Raw genomic sequence first — 23,034 nt, forward strand, 5'->3', positions numbered from 1 at the left:
GCGCCGATGGTACTGCGTCTTAAGACGTGGGAGAGTAGGTCGCCGCCAGGTCACCACGGCACACGCCACGCCATCCAAGGACGTGGACGCAGCAGGTTTCACACACACTTGACAATCGGCTTCATGAACGGCAAGGCCGGCGCTTTCCCCTGTGGGAGGCGCCGGCTTTTCGTTGTGCCTGGCCGTCGCTACGGGCCCCCTCCCTAACCCTCCCCCGCCGCAGGCGGGGGAGGGGATCAAGGGTTCAGGTGGGGGAACGGAATGGGGGTGAAGTGGGACCGGGTGCCTTGTTCGTGGCCGTGGCGCCCCCACCTACCCATCGACAGCGACGATGCGGGAGGACGAGGAATGCGCATGGGCCGAACCGCCGCCCTGATAACCGCCACCACCCTTGCGGCTTGCCTGAGCGTCACGGACGCGAGCGCCGTGGACAAGGTGTTCAAAACCGAAAAGGCGATGGTGGCGGTGAAGACCGTCGCCAGCGGCCTCAGCCATCCCTGGGGACTGGCCTTTCTGTCCGACGGGCGGATGCTGGTGACCGAGAAGGACGGCCGGTTGCGCATCGTGGCGCCGGACGGCACGGTGTCCGCCCCGGTGAAGGGTGTGCCGAAGGTCGACGACCGCGGGCAGGGCGGTCTGCTCGACGTGGCGCTGGACCCGGACTTCGCGCAGAATCGCTTCGTCTATCTCAGCTTTTCCGAGCCTGGGACGGAGGACGGGACCAATTCCACCGCCGTGGCGCGCGGTGTGCTGAACGCCGACGGCACCGCCCTGACCGACGTGCGGGTGATCTTCTCGCAGAAGCCCAAGGTGGAAAGCCGCATGCATTACGGCTCCCGGCTGGTCTTTGACCGGCAGGGCCATCTGTACGTGACGCTGGGCGAGCGCTCGCTGGAGCGGTTCCGGACGCAGGCCCAGGATCTCGACTCGCATCTGGGCAAGGTGGTGCGGATCAACCGCGACGGCTCCGTGCCCGCCGACAACCCGTTCGTGAACCGGTCCGGGGCACTGCCGGAAATCTGGTCCTACGGTCACCGCAACATCCAGGGCGCGACACTGAACCCGCAGACCGGCGCGCTGTGGATCAACGAGCACGGCCCGCGCGGCGGCGATGAGGTCAATGTCCCCGAACCGGGGAAGAATTATGGCTGGCCGGTGGTCTCCTACGGCGTGAACTACAACGGGACGCCGATCGGGACGGGCAAGTCGAGCGCGCCCGGGATGGAGGAGCCGGTGTACCAGTGGACTCCGGTCATCGGCTCCTCCGGCATGACCTTCTACACGGCCGACACGCTGCCGGGCTGGAAGGGCAGCCTGTTCAACGGCGGGCTGGCGACCAAGGAGGTCGTGCGGCTCGAACTCGACGGCAACAAGGTCAAGCACGAGGAGCGCATGTTCCGCGATCTCGGCAAGCGCATCCGGCAGGTCAGCCAGGGTCCCGATGGTGCGCTCTATCTGCTGACCGACGAGAATAGTGGCGAGATTTTGCGGGTGACTCCGGCGGGCAAACCGTAAGCGCCGGTTCAGCGGATCCGGCTGCGCTTGGGCGGTTTCGTCAGACGTTCGGCGGCCATCAGGTCGCTGCGGCTGACGCCGATGTCCCTCAGCAATCGGTCGTCAAGGCGGTCGGGGGTGGCGGCCCGTTGCCTCCGGCGCTCCTTCAAGCTGCGGCAGGCTCCCAGCAGGGCGGCGGTGAGTGACCTTGGCAGGGTTGCGCCGAAGGCGCGGACGGCGGTCAGGGTCGGCATGGGCGATTCCTCCGTTCGGGCGGGGACTGCCGCCCCGCGTTGCCGGTCCTGTCTAACGGGCTTCGGCCGGTGGGGAAGTGGCCCCCTTCACACCGGCCCCGCGCTTTCCGGACTTCCGATGGAACGGCAGGGGCGCTACACAGGCGCCCATGCCAGCCATCATTCCCCCCTCCATCATCCCCATCGACGACCCGGACGACCCGCGGATCGCCGCTTACCGCGACGTGAAGGAGCGCGACCTCGTGGGGCGGGAGGGGCGGTTCATCGCCGAGGGGGCGGTGGTATTGCGGACGCTGCTGACCGCTTCGCGCCACGAGACCCTGTCGCTGCTGATCGCGGAGAAGCGGATCGCCGGGCTGGCGCCGATGCTGGAGGCGTTGCCCGCCGCGGTGCCGGTCTACAGCGCCCGGCAGGAGGTGCTGGACGCCATTGCCGGCTTTCCCCTGCACCGCGGGATCCTGGGCTTGGGGCGAGCGGCGGTGATGCCGGAGCCGGACGCGCTGCTCAGTGGGCTGGGAGCGCGGGCGACCGTGCTGGTGCTCTGCGGGATCGGCAACCACGACAATGTGGGGGGCATCTTCCGCAACGCGGCGGCCTTTGGCGTGGACGCGGTGCTGCTCGATTCCGGTTGCTGCGACCCGCTCTACCGCAAGGCGATCCGCGTCTCGGTCGGGGCGGTGCTGCGGGTGCCGTTCTTGCGGATTCCGGCGGGGACCGATCCGGTCGCGCTGCTGGAACGGCACAGCTTCGCCGCCATTTCGCTGAGCCCGGCGGGAGCAGTGACCCTGGCGGGCCTTCACCGTCCGGCGCGCGCGGCGCTGCTGCTGGGGTCGGAGGGGCCGGGCCTGCCGGCGTCCGTCCTGGCGCGGACGCGGACGGTGCGCATCCCCATGGCGCCGGATTTCGATTCCCTGAACGTCGCCACGACCAGCGGGATCGTCCTGCACCACCTCGCCTTCATGGCGGAACCGGACTCAGGGATCGGCTGAGCCGTCGATCCGGCGCAGGCCGGGCGGGGTGGCGTCGCGCAGGCTCCGGGCGAGCGCGCGGAAACCCGCGGCGCGCGGGTCGCTGGACCGCCAGACCAGCCCGATGACCCGGCCCGGCGGGTCGCCCTGGAAGGCGCGGTAGGCGACCAAGCCGCCCACCGTCGCCGCCTCCCCATCCCCCGTGGCCAGCCGCGGCATCAGCGTGTAGCCGGTGCCGCTGGCGACCATGTGGCGCAGCGTCTCCAGCCCGGTGGCGTGGCGCATGCCGCGGGTGGTGGCGCCGCAGGCGGCCAGCGCCTGATCGCGCAGGCAATGCCCCTCCTCCAGCAGCACCAGTTCGCCGGGGTCGAGGTCGGCCAGGGCGATGGAGGGCAGGCTTTCCAACCGGTGGCCGGTGGGGTGGGCCAGCACGAAGGGTTCGAAGAACAGGGCGTCGCAGGTCAGCCCCTCTGCCTCGATGGGCAGGGCGAGCAGGACGGCGTCCAGCCGCCCCTCGCGCAACTCCTCCAGCAGGCCGTCGGTGCGGCCCTCGGACAGCACGAGCTGGACATCGGGCAGGTGCCGGCGCATCGCGGGCAGGACGTGGGGGAACAGGTACGGCCCCAGCGTCTGGATCGCCGCGATGGAGAGCGGGCCGTGCAGGGCTCCCGCTGTCCCGCGGGCCAGCGCCAGCAGGCGGCGCGCCTCCTCCAGGACGACGCGGGCCTGGCGGATCACCACCTCCCCCTGAGGGGTGGGCAGCACGCGGCGGCTCGTCCGCTCGAACAGCGGAATGCCGAGAAGGTCTTCGAGTTTGCGGATCTGCGCGCTCAGCGACGGCTGGCTGACCGAGCAGCGCTCCGCCGCCTTGCCGAAATGCCGCTGTTCGGCCACCGCCACCACATATTCCAGATCGCGAAGGGAGAGGCCGGCGAGATTCATAGGTTATGGCTATCGAATCATGTGAGACGATGTCTTGGATATATCAACGCGGCGGCGGCATAACCAGAGGGCAAAGCGGACGCGCCCACCATAAGAAACGCCAGAAGGAGTTGAGTCATGAGCACCCTGACCACCGCTGCCGGCATCCCCGTCGCCGACAACCAGAATTCGCTGACCGCCGGCCCGCGCGGTCCGGTGCTGATGCAGGATTTCCACCTGATCGAGAAGCTGGCCCATTTCAACCGCGAACGCATTCCGGAGCGGGTGGTCCACGCCAAGGGGGCCGGCGCCTACGGGGTCTTCCGGGTGACCCGGGATGTGACGCCCTACACGTCGGCGCGGTTCCTGTCGGACGTCGGCAAGGAGACCGAGGTGTTCCTGCGCTTCTCCACCGTCGGCGGCGAGAAGGGCTCCGCCGACGCCGAGCGCGACCCGCGCGGCTTCGCCGTCAAGTTCTACACCGAGGATGGCAATTATGATCTGGTCGGCAACAACACGCCGGTCTTCTTCGTCCGCGACCCGCTGAAGTTCCCGGACTTCATCCACACGCAGAAGCGCAACCCGGCGACCAACCTGAAGGACCCGACGGCGGTCTGGGACTTCTTCTCGCTGTCGCCGGAGACGATGCACCAGTTGACGATCCTGTTCAGCGACCGCGGCACGCCGCGCGGCTACCGCCACATGGACGGCTTCTCCAGCCACACTTTCTCGTGGATCAACGCGGCGGGCGAGCGCTTCTGGGTCAAGGTCCACTTCAAAACCCGCCAGGGCATCCAGAACTTCACGGCGGAGCAGGCCGTCCGCATGGCCGGCGTCGATCCCGACCACGCCACCCGCGACCTGTTCGCCGCCATCCGCGACGGCGACTTCCCGGCCTGGACCGTCTCGGTGCAGATCATGCCGGAGGTGGCGGCCGACGCCTACCGCATCAACCCGTTCGACGTGACCAAGGTGTGGCCGCACGCCGATTACCCGCTGGTCGAGATCGGCGAGCTGGTGCTGAACCGCAACCCGGAGAACTTCTTCGCCGAGGTCGAGCAGGCCGCCTTCAGCCCGGCCAACGTCGTCCCCGGCATCGGCTTCAGCCCGGACAGGATGCTGCAGGGCCGGCTGTTCGCCTACGCCGACGCGCACCGCTACCGGCTGGGCGCCAACCATCAGGCGCTGCCGGTCAACCGCCCGCACGCAGCGGAGGTCCGCAACCACCAGCGCGACGGGGCCATGCGCTTCGACGGCAACGGCGGCGGCAGCCCGAATTACGAGCCGAACAGCTTCGGCGGGCCGGTGCAGAATCGCGCGGTGGCCGAACCGCCGCTGCGCATCGCCGGCGACGCCGCCCGCTACGACCACCGCGAGGGCAACGACGACTACGCCCAGGCCGGCGCGCTGTTCCGCCTGATCGGGGCGGAGGCGCAGGAGCGGCTGATGGACAATATCGCCAACTCGCTGGGGGAGGCGCCGGGCTTCATCCAGCGGCGCCAGTTGAGGCACTTCTTCGCGGCGGACCCCGCCTATGGCGCGGGCATCGCGAAGCGGCTGGGGATGACGGCGGCCGCGGCGACCGAAGAGGCGGCCGTGGCCGGCTGAGGCCCAACTCCCGAACACTTGGCACCGCCGGACGCACCCCCTCGCGTCCGGCGGCTCCTTTTTATGGGACGGGTCAGTCCATGGAAGCGTCCTGCCGGTTCGCCCAGCCCTCGGCAATCCGCGGCAGGTTGAACTCGATCCAGTCGGCGAGGAGGCGCACCTTCTCGGCGGCCTCCCGCCCCAGCGGCGTCAGGCTGTAGTCGACATGGGGCGGCACCACGTCGTGGGCGGTGCGCTTGACCAGCCCGTCGCCCTCCAGCCATTGCAGCGTCTGGGCCAGCATCCGTTCGCTGACCCCGCCGATGGTGCGGCGGAGTTCGCTGAAGCGCAGCGTTCCGCTTTCCAAGGCGATCAGGACCAGGACGCCCCAGCGGCTGGTGACGTGCTTCAGCACCTCCCGCGAGGGGCAGGCCGCGGCCATCAGGTCGCCGCGCTGCATCCGCTCCGACAGCGGCAGCGGAATGTAGTCACCGTCCGGTTCCGGCATCGCCGCTCTCCCGCTGGAAAATAACTTCACACTTACATTTATGTACGTACTTACGAAAAGTAAGCAAGTGGTTTAGGTAGGTGGGCACCACCCAACCGCAAACGGACACCCGACCATGACCATCGCCGTCACCGGTGCCACCGGCCAGCTTGGCCGCCTCGTCATCGCCCGCCTGAAGGAGACGGTTCCGGCCTCCGGCATCGTCGCCCTGGTGCGTTCCCCCGCCAGGGCCGCCGACCTGGGGGTCGAGGCCCGCGAAGCCGACTACGGCAAGCCCGAGACGCTCGCCCGCGCGCTGGCCGGAGTCGACACGCTGCTGCTGATCTCGTCGAACGAGATCGGGCAGCGTGCCGCGCAGCACCGCAACGTCGTCAACGCCGCGAAGGCGGCGGGCGTCGGCCGCATCGTCTACACCAGCCTGCTCCACGCCGACCGCTCGCCGCTGAGCCTCGCCGGGGAGCACCGGGAGACGGAGGAGGAACTGAAGGCGTCGGGCATCCCCTTCACGATCCTGCGCAACGGCTGGTACACCGAGAACCACACCGGTTCGGTCGGCGCGGCGCTGGCCGGGGGTGCCTTCATCGGCAGCGCCGGCGACGGGCGGATTTCCTCGGCCACGCGCGCCGATTACGCCGACGCGGCGGTGGCGGTGCTGACCGGCACCGGCCATGACGGCAAGACCTACGAGCTTGCCGGCGATGATGCCCACACCCTGAGCGACTTGGCCGCGGAAATCTCCCGCCAATCCGGCAAGGACATCCCCTACCGGAACCTGCCGGAGGCGGACTACGCCGCCATTCTCGCCGGTTTCGGCCTTCCCGATGCCTTCGCGAAGGGCATCGCCTCCTGGGACGCCGATGCGTCGAAGGGCGCGCTGTTCGACGACGGGCACCAGCTTTCGGCGCTGATCGGGCGTCCGACCACGCCGCTGTCCGCCGCCGTGGCCGTGGCCCTTCCCTGACAAGAAAAAACCCCCTCGCCCGTGTGGGGCGAGGGGGTTTGGAAAGGTTGCAATTCGGTTCGGCGTTACTGCGAGGCCGCCGCGATCTCCCGCGCGCGGCGGGAGACCGACGCCGCGTAGTGGTCCTTCGCCAGCACGGTGTAGACCGCCGGCAGGACGAACAGCGTGAACAGCGTGCCGATCAGCATGCCCGACACGATCACCAGACCGATGGAGAAGCGGCTGGCGGCGCCGGCGCCGGCGGCGGTCAGCAGCGGCAGGAGGCCCACCACCATCGCCGCCGTGGTCATCAGGATCGGGCGCAGGCGGACACGGGCCGCGTGCTCGATGGCGGTGCGGCGGTCCACCCGCTCGTTGATCTGCATCTCGCGGGCGAACTCCACCATCAGGATGCCGTGCTTGCTGATCAGGCCGATCAGCGTCACCAGACCCACCTGGGTGTAGATGTTCATGGTGGACAGGCCGAAGAACAGCGGCAGCAGCGCCCCGCAGATCGACATCGGCACCGAGATCAGGATCACCAGCGGGTCACGCAGCGATTCGAACTGCGCCGCCAGCACCAGATAGATGACCACCAGCGCGAAGACGAAGGTGACCATGAGCTGGCTGCCCTCCGTCACGTACTGGCGCGACTCCGACAGGTAGGAATGGCCGAAGCCGGCGGGCAGGATCTCGCGGGCCTGCCGTTCCAGGAACTCCACGGCCTGGCCCATCGTCACGCCCGGCATCGGCACCGCGGAGAAGGTCGCGGAGGGAAGCTGGTTGTACTTGGTCAGGGCGTTCGGCTCCGTCGCCATCTCGATGGAGACGACGGTGGACAGCGGGATCTGCGCGCCGTTGCCCGCCGTGACGTAGTAGCGGGTCAGCGTCTCCGGCGTCAGGCGCTTGTCGCGCGGCACCTGCGGGATGACCTCGTAGGAGCGGCCGTTCAGGTTGAAGCGGTTGACGTAGTTGCCGCCGACCAGGACCGCCAACGTGTCGCCGATCGACTGCATGGACAGGCCGAGGTCCGCCGCCTTGGAGCGGTCGACATGCAGCCGGACGACCGGGCTGTTGAACTGCAGGTCGCTGTCGGTGACGATGAACATGCCGCTTTCCAGGGCGGCGGCCTTGATGCGCTCCATGGCGTTGAAGATGGTCTGGTAGTCGCCGGGGCTGTTGATGACCATCTGCACCGGCAGACCGCCGGTGGAGCCGGGGAGGGCCGGCGGCGACACCAGGAAGACCTGCGTGCCGCTGACGTTGTTCAGCTCGGCCTGGACCAGCGGCTGCAGTTCCTTGGCGCTGCGGGTGCGCTCGTCCCACGGCTTCAGGATCATGCCGGCGAAGCCCTGGGTCAGGGTCGGCAGGCCGTTCAGCACGAAGCGGGTGTCGGTTTCCGGATAGTGGGTGAACACCTCGTCCATCTCGCGGCCGTAGGCGTCCATGTAGTCGAGGTTGGCGTACTGCGGCCCCTTGGTGATGCCGAACAGGATGCCCTGGTCCTCCTCCGGCGCCAGCTCCGACATGGTGTTGGCGAAGAGGAAGCCGACGCTGAGCAGAACGCCGAAGCCGAACAGCAGGGTCGCCGCCCGGAAGTCCAGCGCGCCGGCCAGCCGCCGCCCATACCAGCCGGACAGCCGCTCGAAGGTGCGGTCGACGAAGCGGGCGAAGCGGCCCTCGTTCATGTCCCGCGTCAGCAGGAGCGAGCACATCATCGGCGTCAGCGTCAGCGCCACCACGCCGGAAATGATGACCGACCCCGCCAGCGTGAAGGCGAACTCGCGGAACAGCGCGCCGGTCAGCCCGCCGAGGAAGCCGATGGGGGCGTACACGGCGGCCAGCGTGATGGTCATCGAGATGATCGGCCCGATGATCTCCCGCGCGCCGATCAGCGCGGATTCGACGGGCGACTTTCCCTCCTCCAGGTGGCGGTGGACATTCTCCACCACCACGATGGCGTCGTCCACCACGAGGCCGATGGCCAGCACCATGGCGAGCAGCGTCAGCAGGTTCAGGCTGAAGCCCATCGCCAGCATGATCGTCGCCGCACCCACGATGGACAGCGGGATGGTCACGATGGGAATCAGCACCGAGCGGAAGGAGCCGAGGAACAGGAAGATCACCACGATGACGATGCCGACCGCTTCGAGCAGCGTCTTCTGCACCTCGTCGATGGAGGCCTGGATGAAGCGGGTGGAGTCGTAGACGATCTCCATCTTCAGCGACGGCGGCAGGTTGCGCTCCAGCTCCGGCACCAGCTTGCGGATGTCCTCCACGATGGTCAGCGGGTTGCCGGTCGGCGTGGAGTTGACGCCGATGAAGATCGCCTGCTGGCCGTTCATCGACACGCTGGCGTTGGAGCTTTGCGCGCCCAGCTCGATCTCGGCGATGTCCTTCATGCGGACCAGCGCGCCGTCCTTGGACTTCACCACCATCTGCCGGAACTGCTCGACGTCGGTCAGGCCGGTGTTGGTGGTGATGTTGGAGACGACGAAGACGCCTTTCGTCTGCCCGGGGGCGGACTGGTAGTTGTTGGCCTGGATCGCCGCCCGCACGTCGGCGGCGGCGATGTTGCGCGCGGCCATCCGCTCCGGATCGAGCCAGACGCGCATGGCGAAGGTCTGGCCGCCCAGGATCTGCGCCTCGGCCACGCCGGACACGGTGGACAGCAGCGGCTGAACCACGCGCGTCAGATAGTCGGAGATGGCCGCCCCGGACAGCTCCGGGCTGGCGAAGCCCATGTAGAGGATGGAGGTCGTCTCGCCCGTGGACTTCAGGATCACGGGGTCGTTGGCCTCGCGCGGAAGCTGGTATTTGACCTGCTGCACCTTCGACATCACGTCGGTCATCGCGACGTTGGGGTTGAAGTTCAGCCGGATGTAGGCGGTGACGAGGCTCACCCCCTGGGTGGAGGAGGAGGTGATGTAGTCGATGCCTTCCGCGGTCGCCACCGCCTGCTCGATGGGCGTCGTGATGAAGCCCTGCATCAGGTCGGGGGAGGCGCCGGCATAGGAGGTGGTGATGGTGATGACGGTGTTCTGCAACTCCGGATACTGCCGGATCGGCAGATCCGTCAGCGACCGGACGCCGACCAGCAGGATCAGCAGGCTGACCACCAGCGCCAGGACCGGCCGTCGGATGAAGATGTCGGTGAATGACATGGCCGGGTCCTCAGTTGCGCGGAACGGTCTGCGGCGGCACCAGCGCGCTCGCTTCCGTCGGCACCACGGCGGCGCCGTTGTTCAGCTTGAGCTGGCCGGAGGAGACCAGCCGGTCGCCGGGCTTCACCCCGTCGAGGATCTCCACCTTGCCGTCGAAGCGGTCGCCGGTCTTCACCGGAACGCGGTTGGCGACATGGCCGTCCTTGCCCTCGGCGTCCTTTTGGGCGGCGACGACGAAGACGCTGTCGCCATAGACCGTGTAGTCCACCGCGGTTTCCGGAACGACGATGCGGTTGTGGGCCGGCGGCTGGACGACGCGGATGTTGGCGAACATGCCGGGCAGCAGCTTGCGCTCCGGGTTCTGCAGCGTGGCGCGCACCTTGATGGCGCGGGTGTCCGGGCTGACCTGCGGCTCGATGGTCGAGATCGCCGCGTCGAAGTTGGCGCCGGGGGCGGCGTCGGCGGAGATCAGCACCGGCTGGCCGATGCGGATCTGGCTCAGCGCCTGCTCCGGCAGGGTGAAGTCGACGAACAGGTTGGTCAGGTCGGTCAGCGTGACGACGGGGCCGCCGGCGCTGACATACTCGCCGACATTCACCTGCCGGATGCCCAGCTCGCCGTCGAAGGGGGCGCGGATCAGCTTCTGGGCGATCAGCGCCTCGGTCTTCTTGATGTTGGCGTTGGCCTCGTCGAGCTGGGCCTGGTTCTGGTCCACGGTGACCTGCGGGCCGGCCTGGTTGCGCAGCAGGTTGCGGGCGCGCTGCAGGTTGTTCTCGGCCAGCTTCGCCTGGGCGCGGTAGGCCAGCAGGTCGGCCTGGTCCGGAGCGTCGTTGAGCTGCACCAGCGGCGCGCCGGCCTTCACGCGGGCGCCCGATTCGAAGAAGATCTGGGTCACGCGCCCGACCACCTCCGGCGCCACGGTGACCTGCCGGCTGGCGGTCAGGGTGCCGATGGCGGTGGTGTATTTGGGAACGGACTGCGCCGTCGCCTCGGCGACCGAGACGGGGGTCGGCGGCGGCTTGTTGCCGGCGAAGAAGTCGGCGATGGCCTTGTTCCGGAAATTGTTGAAGGCGTACAGGCCGCCGAACAGCACGGCCAGGATGACGGCCATGATGATGATCCGGAACGCCAGCCGTCCGCGGGTGACCGGACGGCGTGCGGTGGTCCGCTCTGGCGCGTGAGCGGAATGGTCGATGTCACTCGTCACGATCAGCCTCTCTCGAACAGGTCGGTTCTGGTTCTGTTGATTGGGTGCAATGCAATAAAGGCGTGTAAAGGGCAACCGCCTCCTCCCGCAGGCCGAGGCCGCGCAGGATGAAGGCGACCGCATCGCGGATGGTGCGCCGCGGCTCGGCCAGGGAAGGGACGAGCGGCGTCGGCGGCAGGTGGATGGTGGCCAGGGTGGAGCCCAGCATCTCCGCCAGCCAAAAGGCGTTCTCCGTCACCGGGGCCGAGGGGATGAGGTCCCCGGCGTCTCGGGCGGCGCGCAGCGAGGCCACGAAGGGCGGGGCGATGTGCTCCGACATCCAGCGGCGCACCATATGGGCGAATTCCCCGTCCTCCAGCAGGCTCATGAAGTAGAGCCGGTAGCGGGGGAGCATGGTGTCGCGGTCGCTGGGCAGTTCGCTGACGTAGCAGCTCACCATCGCCTGGACATAGGCGGCGAGAGTCTCCGTACTCGGTGGCATCGCCAGCAGCTTCGCGAGATCCTCGTCCCCGTCCACGCAGGAGCGGAAGATCGCCTCGTACAGGGCGGCCTTGCTGGGGAAATGCTTGAAGATCAGCGCCTCCGACACGCCGGCGGCCTGGGCGATCTCCTTCGTCGTGGTGGCGGCGAATCCCTTGCGCGCGAACAGCGGAAGGGCCGCGTCGATGATCGCCGCGCGCCGGGCCGAGTTGTCCAGCCGTCCCATGATTAACCTTATTCCATAAGTGAGCACTAACTCACTTTGCTGGGCCGGAGATATCACGGCGCGGTCAGGCTGTCCAGAGCGGGCTCCCTGCAACCATTGGCGTCAGTGCGAATTTGCGCTTGACCTTCCCGCCGCTGGAAGGTGGAGACTGTGAGCCGTGATGCCGATGCAGGAACGGGAAACGGCGATGGCGCGGGGTGGGTGCACCCTCGGCGGGATGATGTCGATCCGGCGGCTGCTGGCGGGGCTGCTGATGCTGGCCGCGCTGGCGCTGTTCGCCCCGTCCCCCGCGCAGGCGCATGTCCATTCCGGCGCCCATACTGGCCCCCATGCTCAAGGCCATGCCGCATCCTCGGCTCCAACGCCGGCCGGGAGCGTCTGGGTGGGCGATGCCGACCACGCGCCACCGGCGGACGACGCCTGCGCGGGCAGGAACGGGCTGTCCTGCGGCGGCGCCTGTCCGATGATGCTGTCGGGCATCGCCACCACGGCGGCCTTTCCGACGCCGCCGCTCCGTGCCGCCGCGCCCTTCAGGCCCGCCGGGTTGCTACCGGAGGGAATCGGCCCGCCGCCGGCCCTCAGACCACCGCGCTTGGCCGTTTGACCGGACTCCATGCCCAAGGCGCGCCTTCACCGCGCGCTCTGGGCCGGCATTTCGCAAAAAACGGACCATCGCATCATGACGATTCTTCAGACCCGTCGCCGGTTCCTGGCGTCCGCGGCTTCGGTCGCCGCGCTGGGCGGCCTTTCCACCCTTCTTCCTGCGGCCGTGCGCCCCGCATGGGCCGCGGCGCCCCTCCGTCTCGCCGTTGAGCGGCGCGTGCTGGAGGTGATGGGCAAGCCCGCCTCCGTCTTCGGCATCCGCCAGCCGGACGGCACCTCCGGCCTGTTCCTCGATCCGGGGCAGCGCTTCCTGGTCGATCTGGCGAACCGGGCGGGGGAGGACGCCGTCATCCACTGGCACGGCATGACCCCGCCCTACGCCCAGGACGGTGTCGCCGACGCGAACCGCCCGCTGATCCGCGACGGCGCCAGCCAGAACTACGATTTCGAGCCGCGGCCCGGCACGCACTGGATGCACTCGCACCATGGCCTCCAGGAGCAGCGGCTGATGGCGGCCCCCCTGATCGTCCGCACCGCTGACGACCGGCGCGAGGACGCGCAGGAAGTCACCGTGCTGCTGCATGATTTCACCTTCAAGGACCCCGCCGAGGTGCTCGCCGGGCTGACCGGCGGCGCCATGAATCATGGCGGGATGGATCACGGCGGCGGGCATGGCGGGGGCCACGGAGGCCATGGCAGCGGGCATGGCGGCGCCATGCCGATGATGGACCACTCGACCATGAAGGGCATGGGCAGCATGACCATGGCCGCCATGGACCTCAACGACGTGGAGTATGACGCCTACCTCGCCAACGACCGAACGCTCGACGACCCGGAGGTGGTGCGGGTGGAGCGCGGCGGGCGGGTCCGGCTGCGGCTGATCAACGGGGCGACCTCCACGGCCTTCCATATCGACCTCGGCGCCCTCGACGGCACGGTGGTCGCGGCGGACGGCAACCCGGTCCAACCGGTGAGCGGGCGGCGCTTCGGCATGGTCATGGGCCAGCGGCTGGACATCCTCGTCCGGCTTCCCGCCGAAGGCGGCGCCTTCCCCGTCCTGGCGCAGCGGGAAGGGGAGCGTCAGCGCACCGGCATCATCCTCGCCACCCCCGGCGCCACGGTGGGCAAAACCGCCGGCCTCGCGGACGGCGCCGCCGGGCCGGTGGACCTGTCGCTGGAGCGGCGGCTGACGGCGCTCGACCCTCTGGCGCCGCGCCCCACGGATGCGGCCTTCACCATCCGGCTGACCGGCGGCATGGCCCCCTATGTCTGGACCATCGACGACCGTCCCTTCGGCGAGCATCGGCCGCTGACCGTCCGCAAGGGGCAGCGGGTGACCGTCACCATGGTCAACGAAAGCCCGATGGCCCACCCGATGCACCTGCACGGCCAGCATTTCCAGGTGACCGCGCTCAACGGGACGGCGTTGGCCGGGGCGGTGCGCGACACGGTGCTGGTGCCGATGAACGGTTCCGCCACCATCGCCTTCGACGCCGCCAATCCCGGGCGCTGGCCGTTGCATTGCCACAACCTTCTGCACATGGCGACGGGCATGATGACCGAATTGGTGTGCGAACAAACCATATGAACACGAATATTCCGGCGCGGCCCGACCGCGCCGGAACGGTTACCGCAAAAGCTCCGTGTCGGTTCGGACGGATGAAACCGGCACATCCAGACGCATTCCTTTGAGAGCGAACTTTCACGCATCACTCCCATTCACATTGGACGGGGACGTGTCACTTCTCTTCCATCTCCGGGGGCGGCGACCAATGTTCCGGAACCAATCTTCTGCGGGGGCGGCCATTGGCCATGGATACGTGGTGTTATGACGGCGGTGCCGGGGGGCGCTCGTCCAGAGAGTCCGTTGGCGGGTCTGGTGGTGGGTCTGCCGGCGGTGCCGCCGGTGCGGCGGACCTGTGGCTGGACCCGGACCTTGCGGCGCTGGAGGCGCTGTCGCTGCGGGTGCGGGATCTGGTGCTTCCGCATCTGGGCAGCGGGCCGGCCGTCTATGCGGACATCCCGGTCCATCTGAACGTTGGGGATCTGCTGATCAACCAGGGGGCGGAGGCGCTGTTCGCCGACGGCGGCGTGGAGATCCGCGAGCGGGTGACGCTGGGCAACGCCCGGCGCCTGCTGCGCCGGCAGCGCGACGGGCAGGCGGCGATCCTGCTGCATGGCGGCGGCAATTTCGGCGACCTCTACCCCCATCACGAGACGTTCCGGCAGAAGGTGCTGGAGAGCTTTCCGTCCAGCCGCATCGTGCTGCTGCCGCAGACCGTCTACTACCGCGACCATGACCGGCTGCGCCACGACATGAAGCGCTGGGCGGCCCACCGCAATCTGGTCTTCATGGCGCGCGACGCGCCGTCGCTCGATCTGGTGCGGCCCTTTCTCGGGGAGCGGGCGATCCAGGTGCCGGACCTCGCCCATTACCTGACGCGCTATCCGACGCGGCTGACGCCGGTCCGCCCGGCCCACGACACCACCCTGCTCGTCATGGCCCGGCGCGACCAGGAATGTGCGGGGCGCCACTGGCTGCGCCAGGACTCGCCGGTCTTCGACTGGGAGGATCTGTGCGGGCCGGAGGATTTCGCCGGCTTCGCGCTGGCCGCCCGGCTGATCCGGCTGGACGACGCGGTGCCGCTTCCCGCCGATCCGCTGCGCGGCTGGTATCCCATCCGCGACCGGCTGGTCCGCAAGGCCGTCGCCCATTTCGGCGCGGCCAACGCCGTGGTCACCAACCGCCTGCACGGGATGCTGCTCGCCCTGATGATGGGGCTGCCGGTGCAGGTGCGCGACAATTCCTACGGCAAGCTGACCAACTACATCGACAGCTGGCTCGCCGATTGGAAACGGTAAGGACCGCGGGAACGATTGCGGCCCGTATCCGTCTGTCATCCCGGAACACGGGTTGAAGAGGGCGTCGGCGGGCATGGCGGGCAAGGGGCTGCACATCGGATTCGAGGAGACGGCGAGCGGCGGTCTGGTCCGCCGCACCGTCCTGTTGTCCGAGGACGGCGCCCGCCGCCGGGACCGCGTGGTCTACGAGTTCGAGGACCCGGCCGGAACGGCGGACCGGCCGATGGACGGGGCGGTCATGGCCGTCCTGTTCCACGCCATGCAGCGGGGCCTTCCCGTCCATGTCCACGGGTCGCTGACGCGGACGGCGCTGCACAACATCGACACGCTCCAGGGGGTGTGGCGGCGCTGGCGTCCCGACCGCTACCGGACGGTGGAGATCATCCCGGAGTCGGTTGTCGACCGCAACGCGCCCAAGCCGGGGCGCCGGGCCATCGCCGCCTATTCCAGCGGGCTGGACAGCACCTTCACCATCCTGCGCCACCGCCTGCTCCTGCCGCCGGAGCGCCGCCACCATGTCGGCGCCCTGCTGATGGTGCACGGCTTCGACGTGGAGTTGGACCGTCCTGAGGATTTCGAGCGGCTGGTCGAGCGCACCCGGCCCTTCCGCGAGCTGGTCGGGCTGGACCTGCGCGTGGTGCGCACAAACAGCAAGGAGCTGCATCTCCAGAACTGGCAGGATTCCCACGCGGCGGAGTTGGCGGCCTGCCTGCACCTCTACGCCGCGGAGTTCGAGTTCGGGCTGATCGGCAGCACCAAGCCCTACGACGCGCTGGTCATCCCCTACGGCACCACGCCGATCGCCGACCATCTGCTGTCCGGCGACGGTTTCTCCATCGTCCATGACGGGGCCGCCTATTCCCGAACGGAGAAGGCCGCGGCGGTCGCCGCCCATCCGGAGGCGGTGCGCTCCCTGCGTGTCTGCTGGGAGGGGGCGGAGCAGTTCCGGAACTGCGGCGTCTGCGAGAAATGCGTGCGCACCCGGATGAACTTCGCCGCTGCCGGGGTGGCCGCCCCGGACTGCTTCGACGGGCCGCTCGACCCCGCGCGCATCGCCGGCATCCCCGTGCGCAACGAGCCGCAGGCGGCGGAACTGCGCTCCATCCTCGATTACGCCCGCCAGCACGCGGTGGAGGGAGAGTGGCTGGAGCGGCTGAAGGAGCGGGTGCGCACCATCCAACCGGACTTTGGCCAATCGGAGCTTGGCTCTTCCGAGCCCCGTCCTGTCCGGGCGATGAAGGGCGCTTCCGCCTCGTTGCGGCAGGCGGCGGTGGCGCTGCTCGACGCGATGGAACTGAAGCAGCCGCTCAAGCGGGTCCGCAACCGGCTGCGGACCCGCGGCTGAGCCATCCGTTCGCCCGGTCCCTTCGGGGGTCAGGCCACCAGTGCTTCAAGGGCGCCGCGCATGCCGTGTTCCTCGATGATCGCCAGATGGATGGCGGTGCGGTGGGCCAGACCGGGGATGCGGGTCAGATCCTCGCCCCACAGAGTGGCGTTGGACAGCACGGAGTCGACCAGCGCCGCCGGGTCGCCGTCCTGCGCGTCCCAGGCCCCGGCCAGCGCCGTCAGCACCGCCGCGTCGTCGCGGATGGGGTAGGGGCCGGCGTCGCGGCTGCCGCTGTACGTGCCGTCCGCCGCCGGCATGCCCTTGTAGAAGCGCAGCAGGGCGGCCAGCGAGAAGGACAGGCCGTCCGGCGCCTCGCCATGGGCGGCGGCGTAATCCTTCAGGCTGGGCAGCACGCGCACCTGCCACTTCGACACCGAGTTCAGCGCGATGGCGATCAGCTCGTGCCGGATGTGGGGGTTGCCGAAGCGCTCCATGATCGTGCGGGCGTAATCCTGGCGCTCGGCGTCCGGCAGGGGTACGAAGGGCACGATCTCCCCGAACATCACCGTGTTCAGGTAGGCGGACAGGGTGGCGTCATCCATCATGCCCTTCACCGTGTCCACCCCCGCCACGAAGGCGGCGAGCGCGCTGGCGGTGTGAGCGCCGTTCAGGATGCGCACCTTGCGCGTGCGGTAGGGCTTCAGGTCGTCGGTCCAGACCACGTTCAGCCCGGCCTTGTGCAGCGGGAACTCCTCGGCCAGGGCCGCCGGGCCTTCTATGACCCAGACGTGGAAGGGCTCGCCGGCCACGGCCAGCGGGTCCTCATAACCCCACTTGGCGGCGAGCGTCGCGGCCTCGTCGCGCGGGTAGCCGGGGACGATGCGGTCGACCAGCGTGTTCAGGAAGTGGTTGTGCGCCTCGACCCAGGCGGCGAAACCGGACTCCAGGCCCCAGCGCTTGGCGTGGGCCAGGACGATCCGCTTCAGCTTGGCGCCGTTGGCCTCGATCAGTTCACAGGGCAGCAGGACGAGGCCACTCTCCGGCGTGCCGCCCAGCGCGGTGAAGCGGGCGTGCAGCAGCGCCGCGACCTTGGCCGGGAAGCTCTGTTGGCAGGCGCCGGGGGTGTAGGGCTCCGCCACGTCGGCGATGCCGGCCTCCGTCGTGTTGGACACCAGGAAGCGCAGCGCCGGGGACGCGGCGAGGGCCAGCATGCGGTCCCACGCGGCGTAGGGGTTCAGCGCCTCGGACACGCAGCTCACCACCCGGCGGGCTTCGACCTCCTTGCCTTGCTCGATGCCGCGCAGCAGAACGGTGTAGAGCCCCTCCTGCGCGTTCAGCAGGCCGGCGACGCCCTGGTCCAGCGGTTGGGCGACGGCGATCCCGGCGCGCATCAGCCCGGCGCCGTTGGCGAGATCCACCATCCAATCGACGAAGCCGCGCAGGAAGTTGCCGTCGCCGATCTGAAGGACGGTGACGGGCAGCCGCGGGGCGCCCGCCGTGTGCGGCACATCGAAGGCACCGGCGGCGAGCGATTCACGGGAGAGAAGAGGCATGACGGAAAGTCCTTTGAGAATCGGAATGCGCTGGCAGGGGGTTCAGGCGATTCCGAAGCGGTAGACGATGCGGCCCGCATACCACTGGCCGGGGGCCAGCGCGGTGGAGGGGAAGGACGGGATGTTGACGGCGTTGGGGAAGTGCGACGGCTCCAGGCAGAAGGCGCTGTGCCGGGTGTAGAGCGTGCCGCCCTTGCCCAGGTCGCGCGGCGTCTGGCCGTCCAGGAAATTGCCGGTGTAGACCTGCACACCGGGTTCGGTGGAGAGGACCTCCAGCACCCGCCCGCTGCCGGGGTGGACGACGCGGGCGTGCAGCCCCAGCGCGCCCTCCGGCTTGTCCACCGCGTAATGCAGGTCGTAGCCCTTGCCGAGCGCCAGCATCGGATGGTCGGCGCCGATCCGCGCGCCGAAGGCGGCGGGGCTGCGGAAGTCGAGGGGGGTGCCGGTCACGTCCACCAGCTCCCCCGTGGGAACCGCGGTGGCGTCGAGCGCCAGATAGCGGCTGCCGTTGACCGTCGCCACATGGTCGAGGATGGAGGAGCCGGCGTCTCCCGACAGGTTGAAGAAGGTGTGGTCGGTGAAGTTCGCCACGGTCGCCTTGTCCGCCGCCACGGCGGTCCAGGCGATGGTCAGGGCGTTGTCCTCGTCCAGCGTATAGACCAGCCGGACGGGCAGGGTGCCGGGGAAGCCCTCCTCCCCGTCCTGGAAGACGTAGGTCAGCTCCAGGCTCGCCTCGTCCAGTTGCCGGGCGGCGAAGGTGCGGAAGCGGGAGCCGCGCTGGCCGCCGTGCAGGGTGTTGGGCGGCGCGTTGACGGCGGTGCGGTGCTCCACCCCGTCCAGCGTGAAGCGTCCGCCGCCGATGCGCCCGCAATAGCGCCCGATGAAGGAGCCCATGGAGGGCTGCCCGGCCATCGTTTGCTCCAGCGTCTCGTAGCCCTGCACCACGTCGCCGAGGGCGCCGTCGCGGTCGGGCGCCAGGATCTGGACGATCTTGCCGCCGTAATTGGTGATGCGGACGGCCATGCCCCGGCGGCTGCGCAGGGTGAACAGGTCGGTCGGCGTGCCGTCGATGGTGGCGCGGAAATCCTCGCGCCGGAGGTCGGCATAAGGCGTCATGGCGTGGGTGCCCCTTGGACCGGATGGATGCCGAAGGATATCGGATATATTAATATATCAGTTGCGGGGGCGAAAGGAGAAAAGCGCCCGCCGCCGGAGCGGGCGCTTTTGCCGCACGTCGACGGCTTGGCGGTGTCAGCGGGCCAGGGCTGCGCCCAGCGCCGCGACGTCGATCTGGTGGGTTCGGAGAATCGTGTGCTCGGCGTAGCCGAGGCGGCGGTTGATCGCCAGCATCGGCCCGTTCGTCGCCGCGTTGCGGGTGATCATCAGCTGGACGGAGGGCCGGGCGGAGCGGACATGCCGCAGCAGGGCGGCCTTCAGCCCCTTGCCCACCCCCAGCCCGCGCCGGTCACGGCGCACGCCGGTGACGATCTGATGGACCCGGTCGGTCATCTCCGGGTGCCAGAAGACGTCGCTGAAGCCGATCATTGACCCGTCGGCGTCGCGCAGCACGACCATATGGTGTTCCACCTGCTGGAACCGGATGTTGCGCTTCCATTCCAGGACCATCGCCATCGTCACCGGGATGAGCGGCTGGTCCAGCCGGTCGCGCGGCAGGTCGGGCAGCAGGGCGTTGTGCAGCGGCAGGATCGCTTCGAACTCCGCGTCCGGAACCTCGCCGGCATGGATAGTCTCCGTAAGACCGGGAAGCGCGCGGCGCATCGCCGCGTGCCAGCCCTCCACCATCGCCCAATCGACGCCGTCCAGCGCCAGCCGGCTGTCCACCGACCGCAGCCGTTCTTCGGCTCCGATGGCGCCCAGGAAGGCGTGGCCGTCCGCATCGTCGGTGACCAGAGTCAGCATGATCTTCCCATGCACAACCATCAGGCCGTGGATTTCCGCCAGCAGCCGCCGGCCGATCCCCCGGCGCCGCCACTCCTTCAGCACGAAGCCGTCGGCGTGCAGGTGGGGCAGCGCCACCTGGATGTCCGGTTGGTCGGGGTTGGGCAGGAAGGCGCCGACGATGCCGACGATTCGGCCCTCTGCCCGTGCCACCCAGTGGACATTGCGCCCGAAAGCGCTCGGCTGCCGTTCGATCGCTTCGAACCAGGCGTCGGAGGGCGGCAGATCGTCCGCGCCGGACTGCGCGTGCCGCGCCCGGCGGAAAACGTGCCGTTCCGCCCACAGCTCCGGCGGGGCGCTGTGCGGGTCGAAGGGGAGGACTTCGAACGCGGGCGGAGCGGTCATGAACGCCCTCGGTTGGAACGGCACACGGACTGCGGGAGTGTGCGGCGTTTCTCCACGCTCTCGGGCTGTGTCTGATCGTCGCAACCCGAGGGTTGTCGATGGTCGGAGTCACGTCCGTTCGGGCGTCTCGCCTTCTGCGCGATGGCCTGATGATGCCGGCAAGGTGACAATTGAGGGTTGCCGGGGCGCCGTGAACCGGCCGGCGGGACTGGGGAGGACAGCCGTGACCACCCTCTTTCACGACGCTCTGCACGAGGATTTCGGCACCTGGCCCCTCGCCTACATCCCCTATGGCGGGGCGGAGTTCGGCGAGATCAAGGCGGTCGCCGAGGCCATCGGCGATGGTGACGACGGCGCCTATTACGACGCCTGGACCGCGGCGGGCGACCGGCTGGCGCACGAGGCCGACATCGCCCTGGCCAAGGGCCACAAGGCGACCGCCCGCGCCCTCTATCTGCGGGCGAGCGCCTTCCACAACGCCTCCTTCCATCCACTCTATGGCGCGCCCGTCGATCCGCGCCTGATCGCCGCGTTCCGCAAGGGGACGGCGGCGCTCGACAAGGCGCTCTCGCTCGGACCACGCCCGGCCATCCCGCTGGCCATTCCCTTCGGCGCGACGTCGCTGCCCGGCCGCTTCATTCCGGCGGAAGGCTTCGAGACCAGGGTTCGTCCCCTAATCGTTTTCACCAACGGCTACGACGGCACCATCACCGACATGTATTTCGCGTCGGCGGTAGCGGCCTCCCGGCGGGGCTATCACAGCCTGCTGTTCGACGGCCCCGGCCAGGGGGCCATGCTCTACGAGCACGGCGTGCCGCTGCGCCCGGACTGGGAAACGGTGATCGCAGCGGTGGTCGATTTTGCCGAAACCCTGCCGCTCGTCGATGCGGAGCGCATCGCGCTCAGCGGCTGGAGCCTTGGCGGGCATCTCGCCCCGCGCGCCGCGTCGGGCGAGCCGCGCATCGCGGCGCTGATCGCCGATCCCGGCACCTGGAGCATCGCCGACGGCTTCCGCGACGTGGTGGTGCACAAGCTCGGCGTCGCACCGGAGGCGGCGGCCGATCTCGGCGCCCTCGACCAAGGCGTGATCGACCGCATGGACGCCTTCATCCGCAGCCACCGCCAACTGAACTGGAAGGTTGTGCAGCGCGGCTTCTGGGTGCATGGCGTCGCGGACCTGCGCTCCTACCTCGCCTCCGCGGAGTTGTTCACCATGCGGGGGCGGGCGCAGCTCATCGCCTGCCCGACCCTGATCACCCAGGCGGAGGGTGACGCCCTGTCGGCCGGCGCGGGCGCCTTCTTCGACGCGCTCGTCGGACCGAAGACGCTGATGCGCTTCACCGCCGCCGAGGGCGCCGACGGGCATTGCGAGATGGGCAACCGCTCCCTCCTGAACCTCCGCGTCCTCGATTGGTTGGATGACCGGTTCGCGGGCGGAGGCTGACGCCCCCCAGCCTCCTGGGGTCAGTGATTGTCGCGCGGGATGCCCATGGTCTGGGCGACGCGCTGGTACTTCACGGCGGGCTTCAGCACCATGCCCTCGTCGAGCTGGTCGACGATGCCGCGCTGGATCTCCGTATCCGTCGTCGGCGCCCCACGTAGCGGCGCGCTGGGTGTCGCGCGAGGATGACGGCCGGGGCGTGTGATGTCGGAAAGGATCAGGCGGCCGTGGCGGCGCGTTCGGCCTTCCAGTTCCAGGGCAGCAGACGGTCGAGATCATTGGCCTTCACCGCGCCCGACGCCATGCGCTCGAGCACGTCGGTGAGCCAAGCGACGGGATCGACGTCGTTGAGGCGGGCGGTCTGGATGAGCGAGGTGAAAATGGCCCAAGAGCGCGCGCCCGCGTCCGATCCCGCGAACAGGCTGTTCCGGCGCACCGTGGCCACCACTCTGTGCCGGCGCTCGATGCTGTTCGAGTCGATTTCCACGCGCCCGTCGTCGAGGAACACGCACAGGCCGCCCCAGTGGTTCAGCAGGTAGCGCAGCGCCTTGGCCAGCGGCATCTTCCCCGACACGCGGCCAAGCTGCTCCTCCACATAGACCTTCAGCGCCTCCACCACCGGCCGGCTCTGCTCCTGGCGCACGGCCCGGCGCACATCGGGCGGCTGGCCGCGGATGGCCTCCTCGACGCGGTAGAGCAAGGATATGCGCCGCAGCACCTCCGCCGCCACCGGCGAGCCGGTCGACCGGTGGAGGTCGAAGACGTCCCTGCGCCCGTGCGCCCAGCAGTAAGCGAGCGTCACCGGGCCAACGTCGGCCGTGCTGGCCTCCTCCTTGCCGATCAGCCGCTTGAAGCCGCCCCAGCCGTCGACCTGCAGGACGCCACTGTAGCCGGCCAGCACCTCGGCCGCCCGGGCATAGACCCGGTCCTCGGTGTAGACGTAGGCCACCGCCGGCGGCCGCTCCCCCTGCCAGGGGGCGTCGTCCCGGCCCAGGCCCCACAGGTAGCCGGTCCGCGTCGCCTTCTTGCCTTTCGCCTTCGCGGCCGCCCTCTTGTCGAGCACCGGCAGGTAGGTGTCGTCGACGAACAGCTTGGGCGAGGCCAGCACGTCGGTGAGCAGGCGCTCCCACAGTGGGGACAGCCACCACGCCACCCGCCCCATCCAGTCGGCTGCGGTCTGGCGGTCGAGCGTGAC

General features: G+C 69.2%; 19 protein-coding genes. 9 read left to right on the plus strand and 10 right to left on the minus strand.

Going from position 1 to position 23,034, the window contains the following annotated elements:
• Positions 1–348 precede the first annotated feature (348 nt).
• On the plus strand, positions 349–1,515 hold the full coding sequence (locus tag DS837_RS30925; RefSeq protein ID WP_247890222.1) for a PQQ-dependent sugar dehydrogenase: 1,167 nt from the start codon (positions 349–351) through the stop codon (positions 1,513–1,515).
• 8 nt (positions 1,516–1,523) lie between these two features.
• On the opposite strand, the gene DS837_RS30930 is transcribed toward DS837_RS30925, so the two are convergent.
• On the minus strand, positions 1,524–1,748 hold the full coding sequence (locus DS837_RS30930) for a DUF1127 domain-containing protein (RefSeq protein ID WP_149168256.1): 225 nt from the start codon (positions 1,746–1,748) through the stop codon (positions 1,524–1,526).
• A 149-nt stretch (positions 1,749–1,897) separates the two neighbouring features.
• On the opposite strand from DS837_RS30930, the gene DS837_RS30935 reads away from it, so the two are divergent.
• Complete coding sequence (locus tag DS837_RS30935) at positions 1,898–2,737, plus strand: TrmH family RNA methyltransferase (RefSeq protein WP_149168257.1); 840 nt, start codon at positions 1,898–1,900, stop codon at positions 2,735–2,737.
• Here the strand turns inward: DS837_RS30935 and DS837_RS30940 are convergent.
• Positions 2,723–3,658 carry a LysR substrate-binding domain-containing protein gene (locus DS837_RS30940; RefSeq protein ID WP_149168258.1) on the minus strand — a complete coding sequence of 312 codons (936 nt, stop codon included), beginning with the start codon at positions 3,656–3,658 and terminating at the stop codon, positions 2,723–2,725. The genes DS837_RS30935 and DS837_RS30940 overlap by 15 nt on opposite strands.
• Positions 3,659–3,775: 117 nt before the next feature.
• Between DS837_RS30940 and DS837_RS30945 the strand changes: the two genes are divergently transcribed.
• On the plus strand, positions 3,776–5,245 hold the full coding sequence (locus DS837_RS30945) for a catalase (protein ID WP_149168259.1): 1,470 nt from the start codon (positions 3,776–3,778) through the stop codon (positions 5,243–5,245).
• Between the two features lie 73 nt (positions 5,246–5,318).
• Here the strand turns inward: DS837_RS30945 and DS837_RS30950 are convergent, their stop codons facing one another.
• Positions 5,319–5,732 (minus strand): winged helix-turn-helix transcriptional regulator, encoded by a 414-nt coding sequence (locus DS837_RS30950; RefSeq protein WP_149168260.1) that lies wholly within the window; start codon positions 5,730–5,732, stop codon positions 5,319–5,321.
• 115 nt (positions 5,733–5,847) lie between these two features.
• Here DS837_RS30950 and DS837_RS30955 point away from each other — a divergent pair, with 115 nt between their 5' ends.
• Complete coding sequence (locus DS837_RS30955; protein ID WP_149168261.1) at positions 5,848–6,693, plus strand: SDR family oxidoreductase; 846 nt, start codon at positions 5,848–5,850, stop codon at positions 6,691–6,693.
• Positions 6,694–6,758: 65 nt separating this feature from the next.
• On the opposite strand, the gene DS837_RS30960 is transcribed toward DS837_RS30955, so the two are convergent.
• From DS837_RS30960 to DS837_RS30970, 3 genes are read right to left on the minus strand one after another with little or no spacing between them, the layout of a single operon-like run.
• A complete protein-coding gene (locus DS837_RS30960) occupies positions 6,759–9,836 on the minus strand; it encodes a MexW/MexI family multidrug efflux RND transporter permease subunit (RefSeq protein ID WP_149168262.1) in 3,078 nt (1,025 codons plus the stop codon).
• A 10-nt stretch (positions 9,837–9,846) separates the two neighbouring features.
• Positions 9,847–11,043, minus strand: coding sequence for an efflux RND transporter periplasmic adaptor subunit (locus DS837_RS30965; protein WP_149168263.1), 1,197 nt, complete (start codon positions 11,041–11,043; stop codon positions 9,847–9,849).
• Positions 11,033–11,749, minus strand: a complete 717-nt coding sequence (locus DS837_RS30970) for a TetR/AcrR family transcriptional regulator (RefSeq protein ID WP_149168264.1) — start codon at positions 11,747–11,749, stop codon at positions 11,033–11,035. Before DS837_RS30970 ends, DS837_RS30965 begins: the two co-directional genes overlap by 11 nt.
• 160 nt (positions 11,750–11,909) lie before the next feature.
• Here DS837_RS30970 and DS837_RS30975 point away from each other — a divergent pair, with 160 nt between their 5' ends.
• From DS837_RS30975 to DS837_RS30990, 4 genes are all read left to right on the plus strand, one after another.
• The gene (locus tag DS837_RS30975) at positions 11,910–12,353 is read left to right on the plus strand and encodes a hypothetical protein (protein ID WP_247890224.1); all 444 of its coding nucleotides are present in this window, start codon (positions 11,910–11,912) and stop codon (positions 12,351–12,353) included.
• Between the two features lie 75 nt (positions 12,354–12,428).
• Positions 12,429–13,940: a multicopper oxidase family protein gene (locus tag DS837_RS30980; RefSeq protein WP_149168265.1), complete on the plus strand. Its 1,512-nt coding sequence runs from the start codon at positions 12,429–12,431 to the stop codon at positions 13,938–13,940.
• A gap of 224 nt (positions 13,941–14,164) precedes the next feature.
• The gene (locus DS837_RS30985; protein ID WP_149168266.1) at positions 14,165–15,214 is read left to right on the plus strand and encodes a polysaccharide pyruvyl transferase family protein; all 1,050 of its coding nucleotides are present in this window, start codon (positions 14,165–14,167) and stop codon (positions 15,212–15,214) included.
• Between the two features lie 52 nt (positions 15,215–15,266).
• Entirely contained in the window at positions 15,267–16,559 is a 1,293-nt protein-coding gene (locus DS837_RS30990; protein WP_247890223.1) for a hypothetical protein, read from the plus strand.
• A 29-nt stretch (positions 16,560–16,588) separates the two neighbouring features.
• Here DS837_RS30990 and DS837_RS30995 read toward each other — a convergent pair whose 3' ends face one another.
• From DS837_RS30995 to DS837_RS31005, 3 genes are all read right to left on the minus strand, one after another.
• Positions 16,589–18,094, minus strand: coding sequence for a tagaturonate reductase (locus DS837_RS30995; RefSeq protein WP_149168267.1), 1,506 nt, complete (start codon positions 18,092–18,094; stop codon positions 16,589–16,591).
• A 42-nt stretch (positions 18,095–18,136) separates the two neighbouring features.
• Positions 18,137–19,210 carry an aldose epimerase family protein gene (locus DS837_RS31000; RefSeq protein ID WP_149168268.1) on the minus strand — a complete coding sequence of 358 codons (1,074 nt, stop codon included), beginning with the start codon at positions 19,208–19,210 and terminating at the stop codon, positions 18,137–18,139.
• Between the two features lie 135 nt (positions 19,211–19,345).
• The gene (locus tag DS837_RS31005; RefSeq protein ID WP_149168269.1) at positions 19,346–20,398 is read right to left on the minus strand and encodes a GNAT family N-acetyltransferase; all 1,053 of its coding nucleotides are present in this window, start codon (positions 20,396–20,398) and stop codon (positions 19,346–19,348) included.
• 223 nt (positions 20,399–20,621) lie between these two features.
• Here DS837_RS31005 and DS837_RS31010 point away from each other — a divergent pair, with 223 nt between their 5' ends.
• On the plus strand, positions 20,622–21,842 hold the full coding sequence (locus DS837_RS31010) for an alpha/beta hydrolase family protein (protein ID WP_149168270.1): 1,221 nt from the start codon (positions 20,622–20,624) through the stop codon (positions 21,840–21,842).
• 214 nt (positions 21,843–22,056) lie between these two features.
• Here the strand turns inward: DS837_RS31010 and tnpC are convergent.
• Positions 22,057–23,034, minus strand: a 978-nt coding sequence (gene tnpC, locus DS837_RS31015) for an IS66 family transposase (protein ID WP_149168271.1), incomplete at its 5' end; no start/stop codon positions are given.

It is taken from the genome of Azospirillum brasilense, assembly GCF_008365405.1.
GTDB classification, from domain to species: domain Bacteria; phylum Pseudomonadota; class Alphaproteobacteria; order Azospirillales; family Azospirillaceae; genus Azospirillum; species Azospirillum brasilense_D.